At 72.5% G+C, this 13,900-nt stretch carries 12 protein-coding genes and 1 pseudogene; 5 read left to right on the top strand and 8 right to left on the bottom strand.

Annotated elements, in window-relative coordinates:
* The first annotated feature begins 30 nt into the window (after positions 1-30).
* Positions 31-240 carry a hypothetical protein gene (locus tag Pta02_RS31800; RefSeq protein ID WP_203878681.1) on the top strand — a complete coding sequence of 70 codons (210 nt, stop codon included), beginning with the start codon at positions 31-33 and terminating at the stop codon, positions 238-240.
* A gap of 37 nt (positions 241-277) precedes the next feature.
* On the opposite strand, the gene Pta02_RS31795 is transcribed toward Pta02_RS31800, so the two are convergent.
* Positions 278-2,542 carry an LLM class flavin-dependent oxidoreductase gene (locus Pta02_RS31795; protein ID WP_203878680.1) on the bottom strand — a complete coding sequence of 755 codons (2,265 nt, stop codon included), beginning with the start codon at positions 2,540-2,542 and terminating at the stop codon, positions 278-280.
* Positions 2,543-2,642: 100 nt separating this feature from the next.
* Between Pta02_RS31795 and Pta02_RS31790 the strand changes: the two genes are divergently transcribed.
* Positions 2,643-3,155, top strand: a complete 513-nt coding sequence (locus tag Pta02_RS31790; RefSeq protein ID WP_239131382.1) for a MarR family winged helix-turn-helix transcriptional regulator — start codon at positions 2,643-2,645, stop codon at positions 3,153-3,155.
* 20 nt (positions 3,156-3,175) lie between these two features.
* Here the strand turns inward: Pta02_RS31790 and Pta02_RS31785 are convergent, their stop codons facing one another.
* Complete coding sequence (locus tag Pta02_RS31785; protein WP_203878678.1) at positions 3,176-3,865, bottom strand: CBS domain-containing protein; 690 nt, start codon at positions 3,863-3,865, stop codon at positions 3,176-3,178.
* A gap of 165 nt (positions 3,866-4,030) precedes the next feature.
* Entirely contained in the window at positions 4,031-5,047 is a 1,017-nt protein-coding gene (locus tag Pta02_RS31780; protein WP_239131381.1) for a zinc-dependent alcohol dehydrogenase, read from the bottom strand.
* Positions 5,048-5,175: 128 nt separating this feature from the next.
* Between Pta02_RS31780 and Pta02_RS31775 the strand changes: the two genes are divergently transcribed.
* From Pta02_RS31775 to Pta02_RS31765, 3 genes are all read left to right on the top strand, one after another.
* A complete protein-coding gene (locus Pta02_RS31775) occupies positions 5,176-5,943 on the top strand; it encodes a hypothetical protein (protein ID WP_203878677.1) in 768 nt (255 codons plus the stop codon).
* 148 nt (positions 5,944-6,091) lie between these two features.
* Entirely contained in the window at positions 6,092-6,967 is an 876-nt protein-coding gene (locus tag Pta02_RS31770; protein WP_203878676.1) for a bile acid:sodium symporter family protein, read from the top strand.
* Positions 6,968-7,221: 254 nt separating this feature from the next.
* Entirely contained in the window at positions 7,222-7,923 is a 702-nt protein-coding gene (locus tag Pta02_RS31765; protein ID WP_203878675.1) for a hypothetical protein, read from the top strand.
* Here Pta02_RS31765 and Pta02_RS31760 read toward each other — a convergent pair.
* From Pta02_RS31760 to Pta02_RS31740, 5 genes and pseudogenes are all read right to left on the bottom strand, one after another.
* Complete coding sequence (locus Pta02_RS31760; RefSeq protein WP_203878674.1) at positions 7,872-9,218, bottom strand: sensor histidine kinase; 1,347 nt, start codon at positions 9,216-9,218, stop codon at positions 7,872-7,874. The two genes, Pta02_RS31765 and Pta02_RS31760, sit on opposite strands and share 52 nt — an antisense overlap.
* Entirely contained in the window at positions 9,212-9,880 is a 669-nt protein-coding gene (locus Pta02_RS31755) for a response regulator (RefSeq protein ID WP_203878673.1), read from the bottom strand. The genes Pta02_RS31760 and Pta02_RS31755 overlap by 7 nt, the downstream gene beginning before the upstream one ends.
* 239 nt (positions 9,881-10,119) lie before the next feature.
* Positions 10,120-11,661 carry an FAD-dependent monooxygenase gene (locus Pta02_RS31750; RefSeq protein WP_203878672.1) on the bottom strand — a complete coding sequence of 514 codons (1,542 nt, stop codon included), beginning with the start codon at positions 11,659-11,661 and terminating at the stop codon, positions 10,120-10,122.
* Entirely contained in the window at positions 11,640-12,602 is a 963-nt protein-coding gene (locus tag Pta02_RS31745) for an MBL fold metallo-hydrolase (protein ID WP_203878671.1), read from the bottom strand. Before Pta02_RS31745 ends, Pta02_RS31750 begins: the two co-directional genes overlap by 22 nt.
* A gap of 147 nt (positions 12,603-12,749) precedes the next feature.
* A pseudogene (locus tag Pta02_RS31740) lies at positions 12,750-13,780 on the bottom strand (IS5 family transposase).
* Positions 13,781-13,900 lie beyond the last annotated feature (120 nt).

The following is a 13,900-nucleotide window of genomic DNA, read 5'->3' as shown; positions in this document are numbered from 1 at the left end:
GCTGATGCCCCTCCCCGGAGGTTCCCGACCATGCCGGTCCACGTCCTCGCCGGTCATCTGGTGATCGTCACCGCCCCGCTGACGGCTCTGCCGGCCCTCTGGGCCGAACAGGCCGGCTCCGGGCTGTACGAGCCTGGAGGTGCCCGGCCGCACATCCCGGTCAGCCGGCGTGCGGCGCCGGAGTCCTTCGAGGCCGTGGCCCCGCACCATCCGGTCTTCCGCGTCCACCCGAACCCGTGATCACCTGCTTGGGGCGCCGCCCGCGGTGGGCCCCGGATCAGATGTCGGCGGGCCGGATGGGGAAGTTGGAACGGAAGACGTTGTCGGGGTCGTAGGCGCGCTTGACCTGCCGGAGCCGGGCGAGATTGGCGCCGAACGCGTCGTGGAGGCGTTCGGGCCGGGGGTCGGTGTCGAAGGACAGATAGAGGCCGTCGGTGTGCGGGGCGACCTCGGCGTCCCACAGGGCGTCGAGCGAGGCCTGGGTGGTGCCCATGGCGCTGAGCAGGAAGTTCTGGTGGCGGTGGGGGTAGGCGGTGGCGTCGGGGGCCAGGTCGTGGGCGGCGCCGCCGGTGGCGCGGATCTGCAGGAAGTAGGACAGCCCGGAGCGCGAGACCGTCTCGAACGCGCGCGTCACCTTGTCGTCGAGATGGGTGACCAGGCCGGAGCGCACGGCGGGGTCCCCGCCGCCGGTGTAGTGCCTGTCGCCCGGCTGGACCACGCCGGAGTAGGGCATCACGTATCCCTGGTGGTCCAGGAGCGGCCCGGCCTCGGCGAGCCGCTCCAACTCCCCGACCGCGGCATCGGTGTCGCCGCCGGCGTAGACGGAGAGGAGCTGGGCGACCGCGCCGCGGCCGCGGGCGGCCGGGGACAGGATGAGGAAGCTGGTCAGCTCACGGGGGGCCTGCTCCATGGCGGCGCCCCAGCGCTGCAGGAGCCCGGCGGTGTCACGGGCGTCGAGGACCATCTGGGAGAAGACGACGTCGCCGAGTTCCATCGCCTCGATCTCGACCCAGGAGACGACGCCGAGGTTGCCCCCCGCGCCGCGCAGGCCCCAGAACAGGTCGGGGTTCTCCTCGGGGGAGGCGTGCAGGATCCGGCCGTCGGCCGTGACGACCTGCGCGGCGACGACGTGGTCGACCGTCAGCCCGTAGGCGCGGCCGAGCAGGCCGATCCCGCCGGTGGTCGCCAGGCCGCCCACGCCCACGCCGCCGTAGTCGCCCGAGCTGATCGCCCACCCGTGCGGCACGAGCGCCTCGGCGACCGCGCCCCAGGTGGCGCCGGCGCCCAGCCGTACCCGGCGGGTGGCCGGGTCGACGACCTCGACGGTGTCGAGCGCGCCGAGGTCGAGCACGATGCCGCCGTCGTTGGTGGACCGGCCGCTGATCCCGTGCCTGCCCGAGCGCACGCCGAGCGGCACCTCCTGGGACCGGGCGTAGGCCAGCCCCTCGGCGATCTGCCCGGCCGTCCGGGGCCGCAGCACCAGGCCGGGTGATCCGCTGCGGAGATAGTTGTGCCGCACCGACTCGTAGGCCCGGTCGCCGGGTTCGACGGCGTCGGCCGCCAGGCTCGCCGGCACCCCGTCGTAGTCGATCGCGTCGCGCCGCAGGGTGAGGGCGGCGCTTCCGCGGCGGGCGGTCGCGGGAGGGGTGCCGGTGGCGGTCCGTTCGCGCGCCACCGCCTCCCGGACGGCGGGGGCGATCTCCCGCCCGAAGATCTGGACGAACCGGGGGTCGTCCGACCCCAGGATGAACGTGCCGACGCCGTCCTCCAGCGCCAGCGCCGTCAGCTCCTCCACCCACTGCTCGACCGGCCCCTGCAGGAAACCCTGCGAGGTCTCGGCGACCGCGCCGCCGATGTTCAGCAGGCGGCGCACCTGGGCGGGGTCGCGCCCGGCCTCCTCGGCCGCCTCATCGATGATCTTGTTGCCGCGTCGCAGGTCGCCCTCCTGGAGATAGGAGAGCGAGGGCAGCCAGCCGTCGGCCTCGCGCGCGAGCAGGCGCTGCATCCGCGGCTTGTAGGCGCCGACCCAGATCGGGATGTCGTGCGCGGGAGCCGGGCCGCGCTTGGCGCCGGAGACGCGGTAGCGCGTGCCGTCCACCCGCAGGACGCCGCGCCCGTCCGCGTCCCAGATGCCACGGATGATCGCCAGAGCCTCCTCCAGCGCCGTCACGGACTCGCCCGGCGTCAGGCGGGTGCCGCCCATCGCCTCGATCGCATCCCAGAAGCCGCCCGCGCCGATGCCGAGCGCGAACCGGCCGCCGGACAGCAGGTCGAGGGAGGCGGCGGAGCGGGCCAGCACCGCCGGGGGCCGCAGCGGCAGGTTGAGCACGTTGCCCGCGATCGTGATCCGCTCGGTCCGCGCAGCCACCCACGACAGCAGCGTCCAGGTGTCCAGGAACCCCGGCTGGTACGGATGGTCCTGGAAGGTCACCAGATCCAGCCCCGCGGCCTCGGAGGCCTGGGCCAGCCGTACCGGCGCCTGCGGATCCCGGTTCTGCGGGGTCAGGAAGCTGCCGAAGGTCAGTTCGTGGCCGTAGTCCATCGTGCCGGGCCTCTCTGGAGGAACGAGATAATCTGCCTGACAGACTATATTGGCTACAACTCATCGTGTTCGCAGCGTATTTCCGGATATGGTGGAGAACGTGACCACCCGCGACCCGGCCGACCTCCCTCTCCCGCCCGCCAGCCCCTCCACGCTCGGGTGGTCCCTCGGCGTGCTGCTGCGGGAGTGGAGCGACCGCGTCGAGAAGGTCTCACGCGACCTTCCCCACGGGGTGCGCGGCTACCAGGTGCTCGCCGCCGTCGTCCACGACGCCCCGCCCACCCAGGCCTCACTCGCCGCCCGGCTCGGCATCGACCGCACCGTCATGACCTACCTGCTCGACAAGTTCGTGCAATGCGGTCTCCTCGAACGCAGGCAGGACCCCGTCGACCGCCGGGCCCGCCGCATCGTCCCCACCGACCAGGGCCGCCGCGTCCTCGCCGACCTCGACGCGGCCGTCGCCGGGGCCGAGGACGAGCTCCTGTCCGGGCTCGCGCCCGGGGAACGGCGTGTCCTTCTCGCACTGCTGGAGCACGCCGCCTCCGGCACCGCGCCCGACGAGGACCGCTGCGCCGCCGTCGCCAGAACGATCGGACCGCCCCGGCACGCCTGACCGCTCCGGGGACGCCGCCCTCAGGCGGGGACGTCGTCCTCGTCCCACTCGATCTCGTTGACGACGTCGACCACCCCGTTGACCCGCAGCGCCATGCGCGCGGCGATCCGGGCCTCGCTGCCGTGCTGCATGTGACCGGCCATCGTCACCACACCCCGGTCGACGGCGACCTCCACCTGGGAGGTGTCGGTCCACACGGAGTGGTCCAGGATGTCCTTGCGGATCTCCGCGGCGATCGTCGCGTCAGGCCGTACGAACACCTTGATCAGGTCATGACGGCTGACGATGCCCTGCAGGACCCCGTTCTCGTCGACGACCGGCAGGCGCTTGACGCCGTGCTCGTCCATCAGCCGCATCGCGTACACCACGGCGGACTGCGGGCGGATGGTGACGGCGGGGGAGGTCATCAGCTCGGCGGCGCTCTCGCCGCGCGCCTTGTCCCGGCCCGACCCCTTCTCCTGGGCGAGCCGGTGGCGCAGCCGGGTACGCAGCGGCGGCCGGTAGCCCTCCCCGTAGTACTGCTCCTTGAACTCCTCCTTGCACAGCAGGTCCGCCTCCGAGACGACGCCCATGACACGGTTCTCGCCGTCGACGACCGGTACCGCGCTCACGCCGTTGGCGATGAGCGCCTCGGCGACGTCCTTGAAAGAGGCGTCGCCGGTGACGGACGCCACCTCGCACGTCATGACCTCGCTGACCTTCACACGCATTGTTCTCTCCTGTGACCCGTGGATTTCCCTCCCCTTCATTCCACCCGCGCCCCAGGGGCCACGGGCAGGGCCGTAAGTCCTCAGCGGCCGGGCCATCGTGCTGTTTTCGCAGCTCCCCGGCCTCCTCGCGGCACCCGCCGGGGAGGGCGCCGCGAGGAGAGGCGATCACATCTCGAAGACCAGCCGGGCCGGGACGGCGCTGCCGAGCACCTCGGCGAAGGAGTCGTTGATCTCGTCGAGCTTGCGGGTCTGGTAGATCACCCTGGTCCGCCCGGCGGCGTGCAGCCGGAAGACCTCGGCCAGGTCGGCGCGGGTGCCGACGATGGAACCGATCACGCTGATGCCGCCCAGCACGGTCTCGAAGATCGGCAGGCTCATCGCGTTGTCCCTCGGAAGGGAGACCAGCACCAGGCGGCCGCCGCGCCGCAGGCAGGCGTGCGCCTGCTCCAGCACGCGCGGGCTGGCGGCCAGCACGATCGCCACGTCGGCCCCGCCGAGCGCCTTGATCTCGGCGACCGGGTCGCCGGTGGCGGCGTTGACGGTGTGGGCGGCGCCCAGCTGCTCGGCCAGGCGGAGCTTGTCGTCGGTGACGTCGACGGCGATGGTCTCGGCGCCGAAGATCTGCGCGTACTGCTGGGCCAGATGCCCCAGGCCGCCGATGCCGAAGACGGCGGCACGCTCGGCCGGGCGCAGGCCCGAGACCTTCACGGCCTTGTAGGTGGTCACCCCCGCGCAGGTCAGGGGAGCCGCCTCGACGGGGGAGACCCCTTCGGGGACCGGGACGACATAGTCGGCGTGGGCGACGGCGTACTCGGCGTGGCCGCCGTCCAGGGCGTAGCCGGTGTTCTGCTGGGACTCGCACAGGGTCTCACGTCCGCTGACGCAGTACTCGCAGGTCCCGCAGGCGTAACCCAGCCACGGGATGGCCACGCGCTCGCCGACGGCCCGCCCGGTGACCGCCGGGCCGAGCTCGGTGATGACGCCGACGCCCTCGTGCCCGGGAGTGAAGGGCGGCGTCGGCTTGACCGGCCAGTCGCCGTGGGCGGCGTGGATGTCGGTGTGGCACAGGCCGCTGGCCTCGATACGGACGAGGACCTGGTGGGCCCCGGGCTTCGGGACGGGGACCTCGCGGATCTCCAGGGGCCGGTCGAACGCGGTGACGACGGCGGCGCGCATGTTCATGTCCTCTCGCTCTCCTCGGTGTCGTCTTCGAGCCTCTGTCCGTACGGCCCGGAGGGGGAGGGCCGAAAGTCCCGGGAGAAGGTGCTGTTCGGTCCGAACCGGCACCGGCGCGGGTACGTGATGAGGACATGGGATACCGCTCGCTCGCCGCCCCGCTGCTCCTGGCCGCCGCCGTCGTCGTGGCGGTGCCCGGTACGGCCTGCGCCTGCAGTTGCGCCGCCCTGGAACCGGCCGAGCAGGTGGAGAACGCGCAGACCGTCTTCACCGGGACGGTGGTGGCGGCCCGCCGGCTTCCGGGAGACCGCTCCGGACCCACCCCGCCGATCGTCTACCGCCTCCGGCCGGACCAGGTCTACAAGGGGGTGCCGGCCGCCGAGGTCGAGGTGGCGACCAACCCCGACGGAGCCTCGTGCGGGTACGCCTTCACCGTCGGCTCCCGCTATCTGGTGTTCGCCAGGGGCGGGGAGACCGGCCTGTTCGCGACCGATCCGGGCGTGCCGCTGCACACCTCGCTGTGCGACGGGAACCGGCCGGTCCGCCCCGGCGACCGGCCGCTGCGCCGGGAGGACGGCGTCGAGGGCGGCGAGCCGCTCGCCCGGGATCTCCTGGCCGCGCTCGGTACGGCCAGGCCGCCGTCGGCGGCTCCCGGGGGCCGGGACGCGACTGAGCCTTCGGAAGCGACGCCTCCGGAAACGACGCCTCCGGAAACGACGCCCTCCCCCGCGGTGAGCTCCCTCCCGGAGGCGACGATGACCGCCTCTCCCGTGTCCGGCCGTACCGACGACGGACCGTCCGTGCCCTGGGTCCCGATCGGCGGGACCGCGGCCGTCGCCGTGCTCGCCCTGGCCGGATGGGGACTGCGGCGGCGCGGGGTACGGCGGCCCCCGCAGGACTGATCCGGAAATCCCGGGCGCGGACCCCCGGCTCCGGTCGTGGGCAGGAAGTCAACGCATCGGATCGGCAACGGAGGCCGGTGCCCCATGGACAACACCGGTTCCAGACGGAGATTCTGTCGCCCAAACCCCCCAGCGGTAAGGATCGTCCGTGAACTCCGCTCTGACCAGTGTCTTCCTGCCCGCCGCCCTCGCCATAATCATGTTCGGTCTCGGTCTGGGACTGACCGTCGCGGACTTCCGCCGCGTCGTCGTCTACCCCAAGGCCGCCTTCACCGCCCTGGCCTGCCAGATCGTCCTGCTGCCGCTGATCTGCTTCGGGCTCGTGCTGGTCTTCGGCCTGGCTCCGGGCCTGGCCGTGGGCATGATGCTGCTGGCCGCCTCGCCCGGCGGCACCAGCGCCAACCTCTACAGCCACCTGTTCGGCGGTGACGTGGCGCTCAACGTCACCCTGACCGCGATCAACTCCGTCCTGGCGGTCTTCACGCTGCCGTTGGTCACCAACCTCGCCATCGCCCACTTCCAGGGCGGAAGCGGCCAGGTGGGCCTGCAGTTCGACAAGACCGCGCAGGTCTTCCTGATCGTCCTGATCCCCGTCGCGATCGGCATGGCGGTCAAGGCCCGGTTCTCGGCCTTCGCCGATTGGATGGAGAAGCCCGTCAAGATCCTGTCCGCGGTGATCCTCCTCGCCGTGATCGCCGGAGCGATCGTCAAGGAGGCGGCGAACCTCGGGGACTACATCGCCTCGGTGGGACTGATCACGCTGGTCTTCAGCGTCATCAGCCTCACCGTCGGCTACTGGGCGCCGCGCCTGGCCGGAGCGGATCCCCGCCAGGCCATCGCCTCCTGCATGGAGATCGGCATCCACAACAGCACCCTGGCCATCACCGTGGCGATCAGCCTGCTGGGCAGCACCGAGGCCGCCGTCCCGGCGGCCGTCTACGGCGTCCTGATGTTCTTCACCGCGGCCGCGGCGGGAGCACTCCTGCGACGGCGCGCGGTGCGGGACGCGGACGTGCCCGTCTGAGGCCGACGGCGAGGTGAACCGCGGACGCCGGCGACCGGTGACCTGAGGGCCCGGTCGCCGGCGGCGCGAGCCGTCGGCGGGCCGGGGCCGGTCAGCGGCGCGGGATCCGGTCGTCAGCGACCGGGAGGTCCGGCTGTCAGCGATTCTGCGGAGGACGGCCGACCTTCAGGGGGACGACCTGTGGCGGTGCGGGCGCCTACCTTCCCCTGACTGAACCCGCACGTTCCGGTGCGGGCTGAAACAGGGAAGGTCTCATGTCGGTTCTCTCCGACCCGCACGGGTTCCGCAGGCGGGCGGCGGGTCTCTGCCTCGTCGTCGCACCGATCGTCTACGTCACCGGCCTGCTGGTCGACCCGGCCATCCGGCAGGGCGGCGATCCCACCGGGATCTACGGCGCGCACCCGGAGCAGGTCTCGGTCAGCGCCGCGCTTCTGCACTGGAGCTGGGTGCTGCTGATCCCCGGGATCATCGGAATGATCCACCTCGTCCGGGACCGGGCGGTGCTGCTCGGCCACATCACCGGCGGGCTGGCCCTGCTCGGCGTCGTGAACTTCTCCGCGCTGATGCTGGGCGACTTCTTCTACTCCCGGCTCGAACGCGCCATGCCGCCGGCCCGGGGAGCGGCACTGGGGGATGAGGCGCTGGCCGACCCCGGGTTCGTGTTCGGGTTCCAGATCCCGGGTTTCGCCGGTCTGCTGGGCCTGTTCGCCCTGGGTTTGACCCTGGCCCGCATCCGCCGCGGGCCGTGGTGGGCTCCCTTCGCGATGCTCCTGGGCATCTTCGGCGCGCCGATCTATCCGATCGGCACCGTCGTGGGCGGCTCGCTCTATCTGGCCGGGGCCGGCGCGATCGGCCTGCGGATGCTCCGCATGAGCGACACCGAGTGGGCCGGGCCGGGACCGGTTCAGCCGGTCTCCATCGGGACGCCGAGCGGGAACCGGGCGACCACGGCGTAGCCGCCGCCCGGCAGCGGGCCGGCGGACAGCTCGCCGCCGTGCATCGCGGTGCGCTCACGCATCCCGATGAGCCCATGCCCGCCCGGCCCCCGGCCATCCGGACCGTGCCCGCCCGGCCCCCGGCCATCCGGGCCGTGACCGCCTGGGCCACGGCCATCCGGACCGCGGTCGTCCGGACCGCCGCCGGCCGGGTCCCGGCCGGTCGGCTCGCGCGGCTCCCCGCCCGGATCGCGCCCGGTGGGGCCGGACTCGGACCAGCCCGCCCCGGTCCCGTCGTTGACGATCTCGGCGACCAGTCCGTCGCGGCCGTAGGCGACGACGACGCGGGCGCCGGCGCCCCCGGCGTGCTTGCGCACGTTCGTCAGGGCCTCCTGGATCACGCGGTAGGCCGACAGGCCGATCTCAGGCGGCAGCGGTCGCGGTTCGCCGGCGATCAGGAGACTGACCTCCAGCCCGGTCCCCCTGACCCGCTGGACGAGCTCGTCCAGGCGGTCCAGGTCCGGCTGGAAGGGTTCCGAGTCGTGATCCTCGCTGCCGCGCAGGACCCCCAGCATGAGCTGGAGCTCCCGGATCGCCTCGCGTCCCGCCTCTTCGATCCCGGACAACATCTCGCGCTCGCGATCGTGTTCTCCCCGCGTGCCGAGCAGCATCCGCACCCCGCCCGCGTGCAGGGTCATGACGCTCACGTTGTGCGAGATGACGTCGTGGAGCTCCCGGGCGATCCTGGCGCGTTCCTCCTCCACCGCCCGCCGGGCCCGCTCCTCGCGTTCCACCTCCAGCCGCGTGGCGCGCTCGGTGAGCCGCAACGTCCGGTCGATCTGGCGGCGCAGCAGGATGCCGCTGCCGTACGCCACGCCCACGAAGATCGCACTGATCATGGTCTCGGCGATGTCGCTGTCGTTCAGCGTCAGCAGGAAGGCGTACGCCCCCAGCACGCAGCCCAGTCCCGCCGCCCCCTGCGGACTGCGCAGCTCCCTCGCGCTGGCCACGGTGTGGATGAGGATGAGCATGGAGTAGAGGTGCCAGGCGGCGTAGTAACCGTCATCCGTGACGTGCCGTAGGACCAGGCCGACCGCGACCAGGAGCATCAGCATGATCGCGGGAAAGCGACGCCGGGCCAGCAGCATCACCCCGGCCGTGACCGCTCCCGCCGCCCACGGCACCGGGTTGTGGATCTGGCCGTAGTCCGGCCCCTGGCGGCCGAAGGACTCGACGAGCCCGGAGACCGTCACGGCGAGGGAGAGCAGCAGGTCCAGCCAGGTCGGCCGCCAGTGACCGGGCGCCGGCCTCAGCACGTCCGCTCCTTCGAGCCGGGCCGTACGATCCCCGTCTCGTAGGCGAAGACGACCGCCTGCACCCGGTCGCGCAGGCCGAGCTTGTTCAGCACCCGGCCGATGTGGGTCCTGACGGTCGCCTCGCCGATGCCCAGCTCCCGTGCGATCTCGGAGTTGCACAGCCCCCGCCCCAGCAGGCGCAGCACCTGCGACTCCCGTTCGGTGAGCTCCGCCAGCGCGGGCGGGGTGACCGGCTCGGCCTGCGCGGCGAATGAGGCGATCACCCGCACGGTGGCCGCCGGGTCGATGAGCGCGTCCCCGGCCGCCGCGATCCGGATGGCCGAGATCAGCTGCTCCGGTGGGGAGCTCTTCAGCAGGAAGCCGTTGACCCCTGCGCGCAGCGACGCGTGCAGGTTGCCGTCGGTGCCGAAGGTCGTCAACATGACGATCTTCGGCGGCTCGGGATCCGCGAGCAGCAGCCGGGCGGCGCCGAGTCCGTCCAGGTGGGGCATCGCGATGTCCATCAGCAGCACCTCCGGCCGGAGCCGCCGGACCAGGGCGACGGCCTGCCGCCCGTCGGCGGCCTCGCCGACGACCTCGATGCCGGGAGCCATCTCCACGACCAGGCGCAGCCCGGCGCGGATCATCGCCTGGTCGTCGGCGATGACCACTTTGATCGTCATGGGTGCGTCCATCTCCCGTCATGCATGCGGAGAACCTATGCGATCGGCGGCTGACCGGCGCCCATCCGGAGCGGGAGGCGTACCGGAGCCCGGGTCACCCGCAGCGTTGACCCGGCCTCCATCCCGGGGAGGACCGCGCGGGGCCCGGACTCTGACGGAACCCGGCCCGGGCCCGTGCCCCGGTGGAACCGGCGCCGTCCGGGCGGTCCCGGGAAGCGGGAAGAGCCGGGAGACGTGCCCTAACCCGGGGACTCTCCCGCGGCGCGGCCGAGGGCTCCGCGCAGGGCCGTACCGGAGAAGGCGGGCAGCACCGCGGCCAGGTGGCCGTCCGGCCGGACCAGGTGAACGCTGTCACCGCAGGCGCGCAGCGCGCCGGTCACCACGCCTTCGGCGTCGATGTCGGTCAGGCCGTACACCTCGACGGGAACCGGGCCCGCGCAGGCCGAGCGGGCCGCCTCGACGCGGTCGGCGCGTGCGGTGAGCACGACGAACCCCGAACCGAGAAGCCGCCTCAGCCGCGTCGGGCGCCCCGCCACGACCACCGGTCCGTCGGGGCAGATGACCCCCGGCGACGGCGGGCGCGGCACGCCCGGCTCGGTCGGCACGGGGCCGCCGGAGGTGGTCAGGGGGGAGTCCACGTACCAGTACGGCTCGGCCAGCTTGCCGGAGTCGATCTCGGCGCGGGCGGCGGGATCGGTCAGGGCCCGGGTGAGCGCCGAGCGCCGTGCCTGCCACCGGGCCTCGTCCTGCGGCACCAGGAACGCCATGGTGTCCCCGGTGACCTTCAGGTTCTCCAGGGCGGCGGCCCGCCGCTCCAGGCCGTAGCTCTCCAGGAGGATCTCGCCGCCCAGCGCGAGCTTCCAGGCCAGGTTCTCGGCGTCCTGGATGCCGGAGTTCAGGCCGCGGGCGCCGAAGGGCGCGTACAGGTGTGCGGCGTCCCCGGCCAGGAAGACCCGGCCGTCCCGGAAGCGGGAGGCGACCCGCTCGTGGAAGCGGTAGAGCGACCGCCAGACGATCTCGTACGGCCGGTCGCCGGTGATCCGGCGCACCATGGCGTCGATGTCGGCGGTGGCCGCGTCGAACGTGGGCGGCACCTGCCAGTCGATGCGCCAGACGGAGTCCGGGCACGGGTGGACCAGGACCTGCCGGCCGGGGTTCCACGGCGGGTCGAAGGAGAAGCGGCGCTCGTCGGGGAAGGGCAGCGCGGCCTTGATGTCGCAGATGAGGAACAGGTCGTCGAAGGATCGGCCGGGGAAGCCGATCCCGGCCAGCCTGCGGACGGTGCTGCGTGCGCCGTCCGCGCCGACCAGGCAGGCGCCTCGCACGCGCGCCCCGCCGGTCGCCGTCGCGGCGTCGACCTCGACGCCGTCGGCGTCCTGGCGGTAGCCGGTGACCGAATGACCGGGGCGGAGCTCGATCAGCGGCTCGGCCCGGGCCCGGGCCAGCAGGAACTCCTCCACCCGGGCCTGGGAGATGTTGATCCACGGCGGGAACAGGCTTCTGCCCGGGGCGGGGAAGGTGACGGAGAACAGCTCCCGTTCCCGGTAGTAGGTGCGGCCGGTGGTCCAGGTGACGCCCTCGGCCACCATGTCCTCGGCGCAGCCGACGCGGTCGAGGACATCCAGCACGTCGCGCTGGAAGCAGATCGCCCTCGACCCCTCCGCCTCCCGGTGCGGCCGGGACTCCAGCACCGTGCTCGGCACCCGCCGGCGGGCCAGCAGCAACGCCAGCGTCAGGCCCACCGGCCCGGCTCCGGCGATCACGACTGCAGGGCGGTCCATACTTCCCGATCCCTCTCGGCGGTCCAGATCACCGGGCGCTCGGTGCCGGACAGCTCATCCCACAGACGCGAGACGTTGAACGGCAGGCAGTGCTCGAAGATCGGCCAGCGGCCGTAGCGGGGCTCCAGAGCGGCGTGCACCGCCGCGAACGCCTCCTTGAGCGTGCCGTGGGCGGCGTGCACCCGGCCGGTCTCCTCCAGCATGGTGCGCAGGAAGGCGCGGGTCTGCTCGATGGCGGCCTCCACCGCGGGGCGGCCGCGGGCGACCGCTCCACGCCCGCCGACGAGAGCCTCCGCGCCGAAGGCGGCGACGTGATCAAGGGTGGTCGTGGCCCACGGGCGGTGGAAGGCGTCGCCGGTGTACAGCGCGGCCTGGGCCTCGACCAGGTCTCCGGCGAACATGATCTTGTTCCGGGGCAGCCAGGCGACGAGGTCGCCCTCGGTATGCCCGCGCCCGCAGTGGGCCAGGACCAGCTCGCCCCGATCCCCGCCCAGGTCGATGGTGAGCCGGTCGGAGAACGTCACGGTGGGCCAGGTCAGGCCGGGGATCGAGGCGGGATCCTTGAACAGCCGGGGCATGCGGGCCAGCTCGGAATCCCAGTCCTGCTTGCCGCGCTCGGCGATCAGGGCACGGGTGGCGTCGTGCGCGATGATCACGTCGGCGCCGAAGGCCGAGGCGCCCAGGGTGCGCACCGCGTGATAGTGCGACAGGACCAGATAGCGCACCGGCTTGCCGGTGTGCTCGCGCAGCCGCTCCAGCCACGCGCGGGCGGCGACCGGGGTGGCCATGGCCTCGAAGCACACCAGGAAGTCATCACCCTCGACTGCGCCGACATTGGGGTCGCCCTCGGCGGTCAGGGCGTAGACGCCGTCGGCGAGCACCTCCAGGGTCTGCTGCTTGTCGGCCAGGTCGGCGGAGGAGGCGAACGGCTTTGCAGTCATGAACGAGCTTTACACCCCGCCACCGCCCCTGGCCAGGGCGCGGCCATCACTCCCGACCAGGGTGCGGCCATCGCTCCTAGTCCGGGCACAGCCATCGCCTCTGGCCAGGGTGCGGCCATCGCTCCTAGGAGCTGTTTGGGGTTCGGATCATGTGGTTGAGGCCAGGAGCTTCAGCCACATGACCGAACCCCGGAGATAGAGCCCGGCCTCATAGCTTTCCGGGGCCTTGTCGTAGCGGGTCGCCAGACCCCGCCAGGTCTTGATCTTCTGGAAACAGCGCTCAACGGTGTTGCGCTCCTTGTACAGATCGCTGTCGTGACTGACCGGCCGACCGCCCCGGCGGCCCTTCTTCCGGCGATTGGCCACCTGGTCCCTCTTTTCTGGAATGACCGCCTTGATGCGGCGTTTCCTCAGATAGGCGCGGTTGGCGCGCGAGGAGTACGCCTTGTCCGCGGCCACCGCGCCCGGCCGGGTGCGGGGCCGGCCGACCGGACCGGGAACGCGGATGTTGTCGATGACGGTGATGAACTGCGGGCAGTCGGCGGCCTGACCGGGAGTGAGCACGAAGGCCAGCGGCAACCCGGCGGCATCGACCGCGGCATGGATCTTGCTGCTCAGCCCGCCCCGGGAGCGGCCGAGCCCGGCCACCTTCGCCCGGGCCCGGCGGCGTCGCCGTACCGCGGCGCGATCGTGGTCCGCCGACGCGTCCGGACCGTCGATGCCGTCGGTGCCGGCGGTGACTTGCGGCGCATCACTCTCAGTACCGGCGGCTGCTGCGGTAGCGCAGCCCCCTTTTCCTCGGTCAGCGCCTGCTCCAGCGCATCCAGCGTCTCCCCGGCCACGGCCAGCCCGGCCGATTCCTGATGGGCCCGCACGATGGTGGAGTCCACGCTGACCAGCTCCAGCCCGACCTGGCCGCGCGCGGCGGCCTCGGCGATCAACGCCTCCATCAGGGCGCAGAACACCCCGGCCTTGGCCCAGGCATTGAACCGGGAGTACAGGGTGGACCAGGGCCCGTAGCGGTCCGGGACATCGCGCCAGCCCGATCCGGTGCGAAACCGCCACAAGATCCCGTTGAACTGATCCCGCAGCCGCCGCGGCAGCGGCCCGGTGGCCGCCACCGGCAGATACGGCTCGATCAACGCCCACTCGGCATCGGTCACATCAAAACGCGCCACGTCTGAGTTCTACCAGCCCTGGCCGGCCCGCTACTGCGCCCATCAAGATCTGAACCCCGAACAGCTCCTAGGGCCTGTATCAAAGCCTGCCGTGGCGGCCCCGCCGCGCTGAAGCTCATG

Source organism: Paraplanobispora takensis (genome assembly GCF_016863195.1).
In the GTDB taxonomy this organism is placed as follows: domain Bacteria; phylum Actinomycetota; class Actinomycetes; order Streptosporangiales; family Streptosporangiaceae; genus Planobispora; species Planobispora takensis.
This window is presented reverse-complemented; position numbering and strand designations above follow the sequence as displayed.

Bases quoted from the DNA above. Each gene is read 5' to 3' on its own strand.
- Pta02_RS31800 (WP_203878681.1), top strand. From the start codon at position 31: ATGCCGGTCCACGTCCTCGCCGGTCATCTGGTGATCGTCACCGCCCCG.
- Pta02_RS31795 (WP_203878680.1), bottom strand. From the start codon at position 2,542: ATGGACTACGGCCACGAACTGACCTTCGGCAGCTTCCTGACCCCGCAG.
- Pta02_RS31785 (WP_203878678.1), bottom strand. From the start codon at position 3,865: ATGCGTGTGAAGGTCAGCGAGGTCATGACGTGCGAGGTGGCGTCCGTC.
- Pta02_RS31780 (WP_239131381.1), bottom strand. From the start codon at position 5,047: ATGAACATGCGCGCCGCCGTCGTCACCGCGTTCGACCGGCCCCTGGAG.
- Pta02_RS31775 (WP_203878677.1), top strand. From the start codon at position 5,176: ATGGGATACCGCTCGCTCGCCGCCCCGCTGCTCCTGGCCGCCGCCGTC.
- Pta02_RS31765 (WP_203878675.1), top strand. From the start codon at position 7,222: ATGTCGGTTCTCTCCGACCCGCACGGGTTCCGCAGGCGGGCGGCGGGT.
- Pta02_RS31755 (WP_203878673.1), bottom strand. From the start codon at position 9,880: ATGACGATCAAAGTGGTCATCGCCGACGACCAGGCGATGATCCGCGCC.
- Pta02_RS31750 (WP_203878672.1), bottom strand. From the start codon at position 11,661: ATGGACCGCCCTGCAGTCGTGATCGCCGGAGCCGGGCCGGTGGGCCTG.
- Pta02_RS31745 (WP_203878671.1), bottom strand. From the start codon at position 12,602: ATGACTGCAAAGCCGTTCGCCTCCTCCGCCGACCTGGCCGACAAGCAG.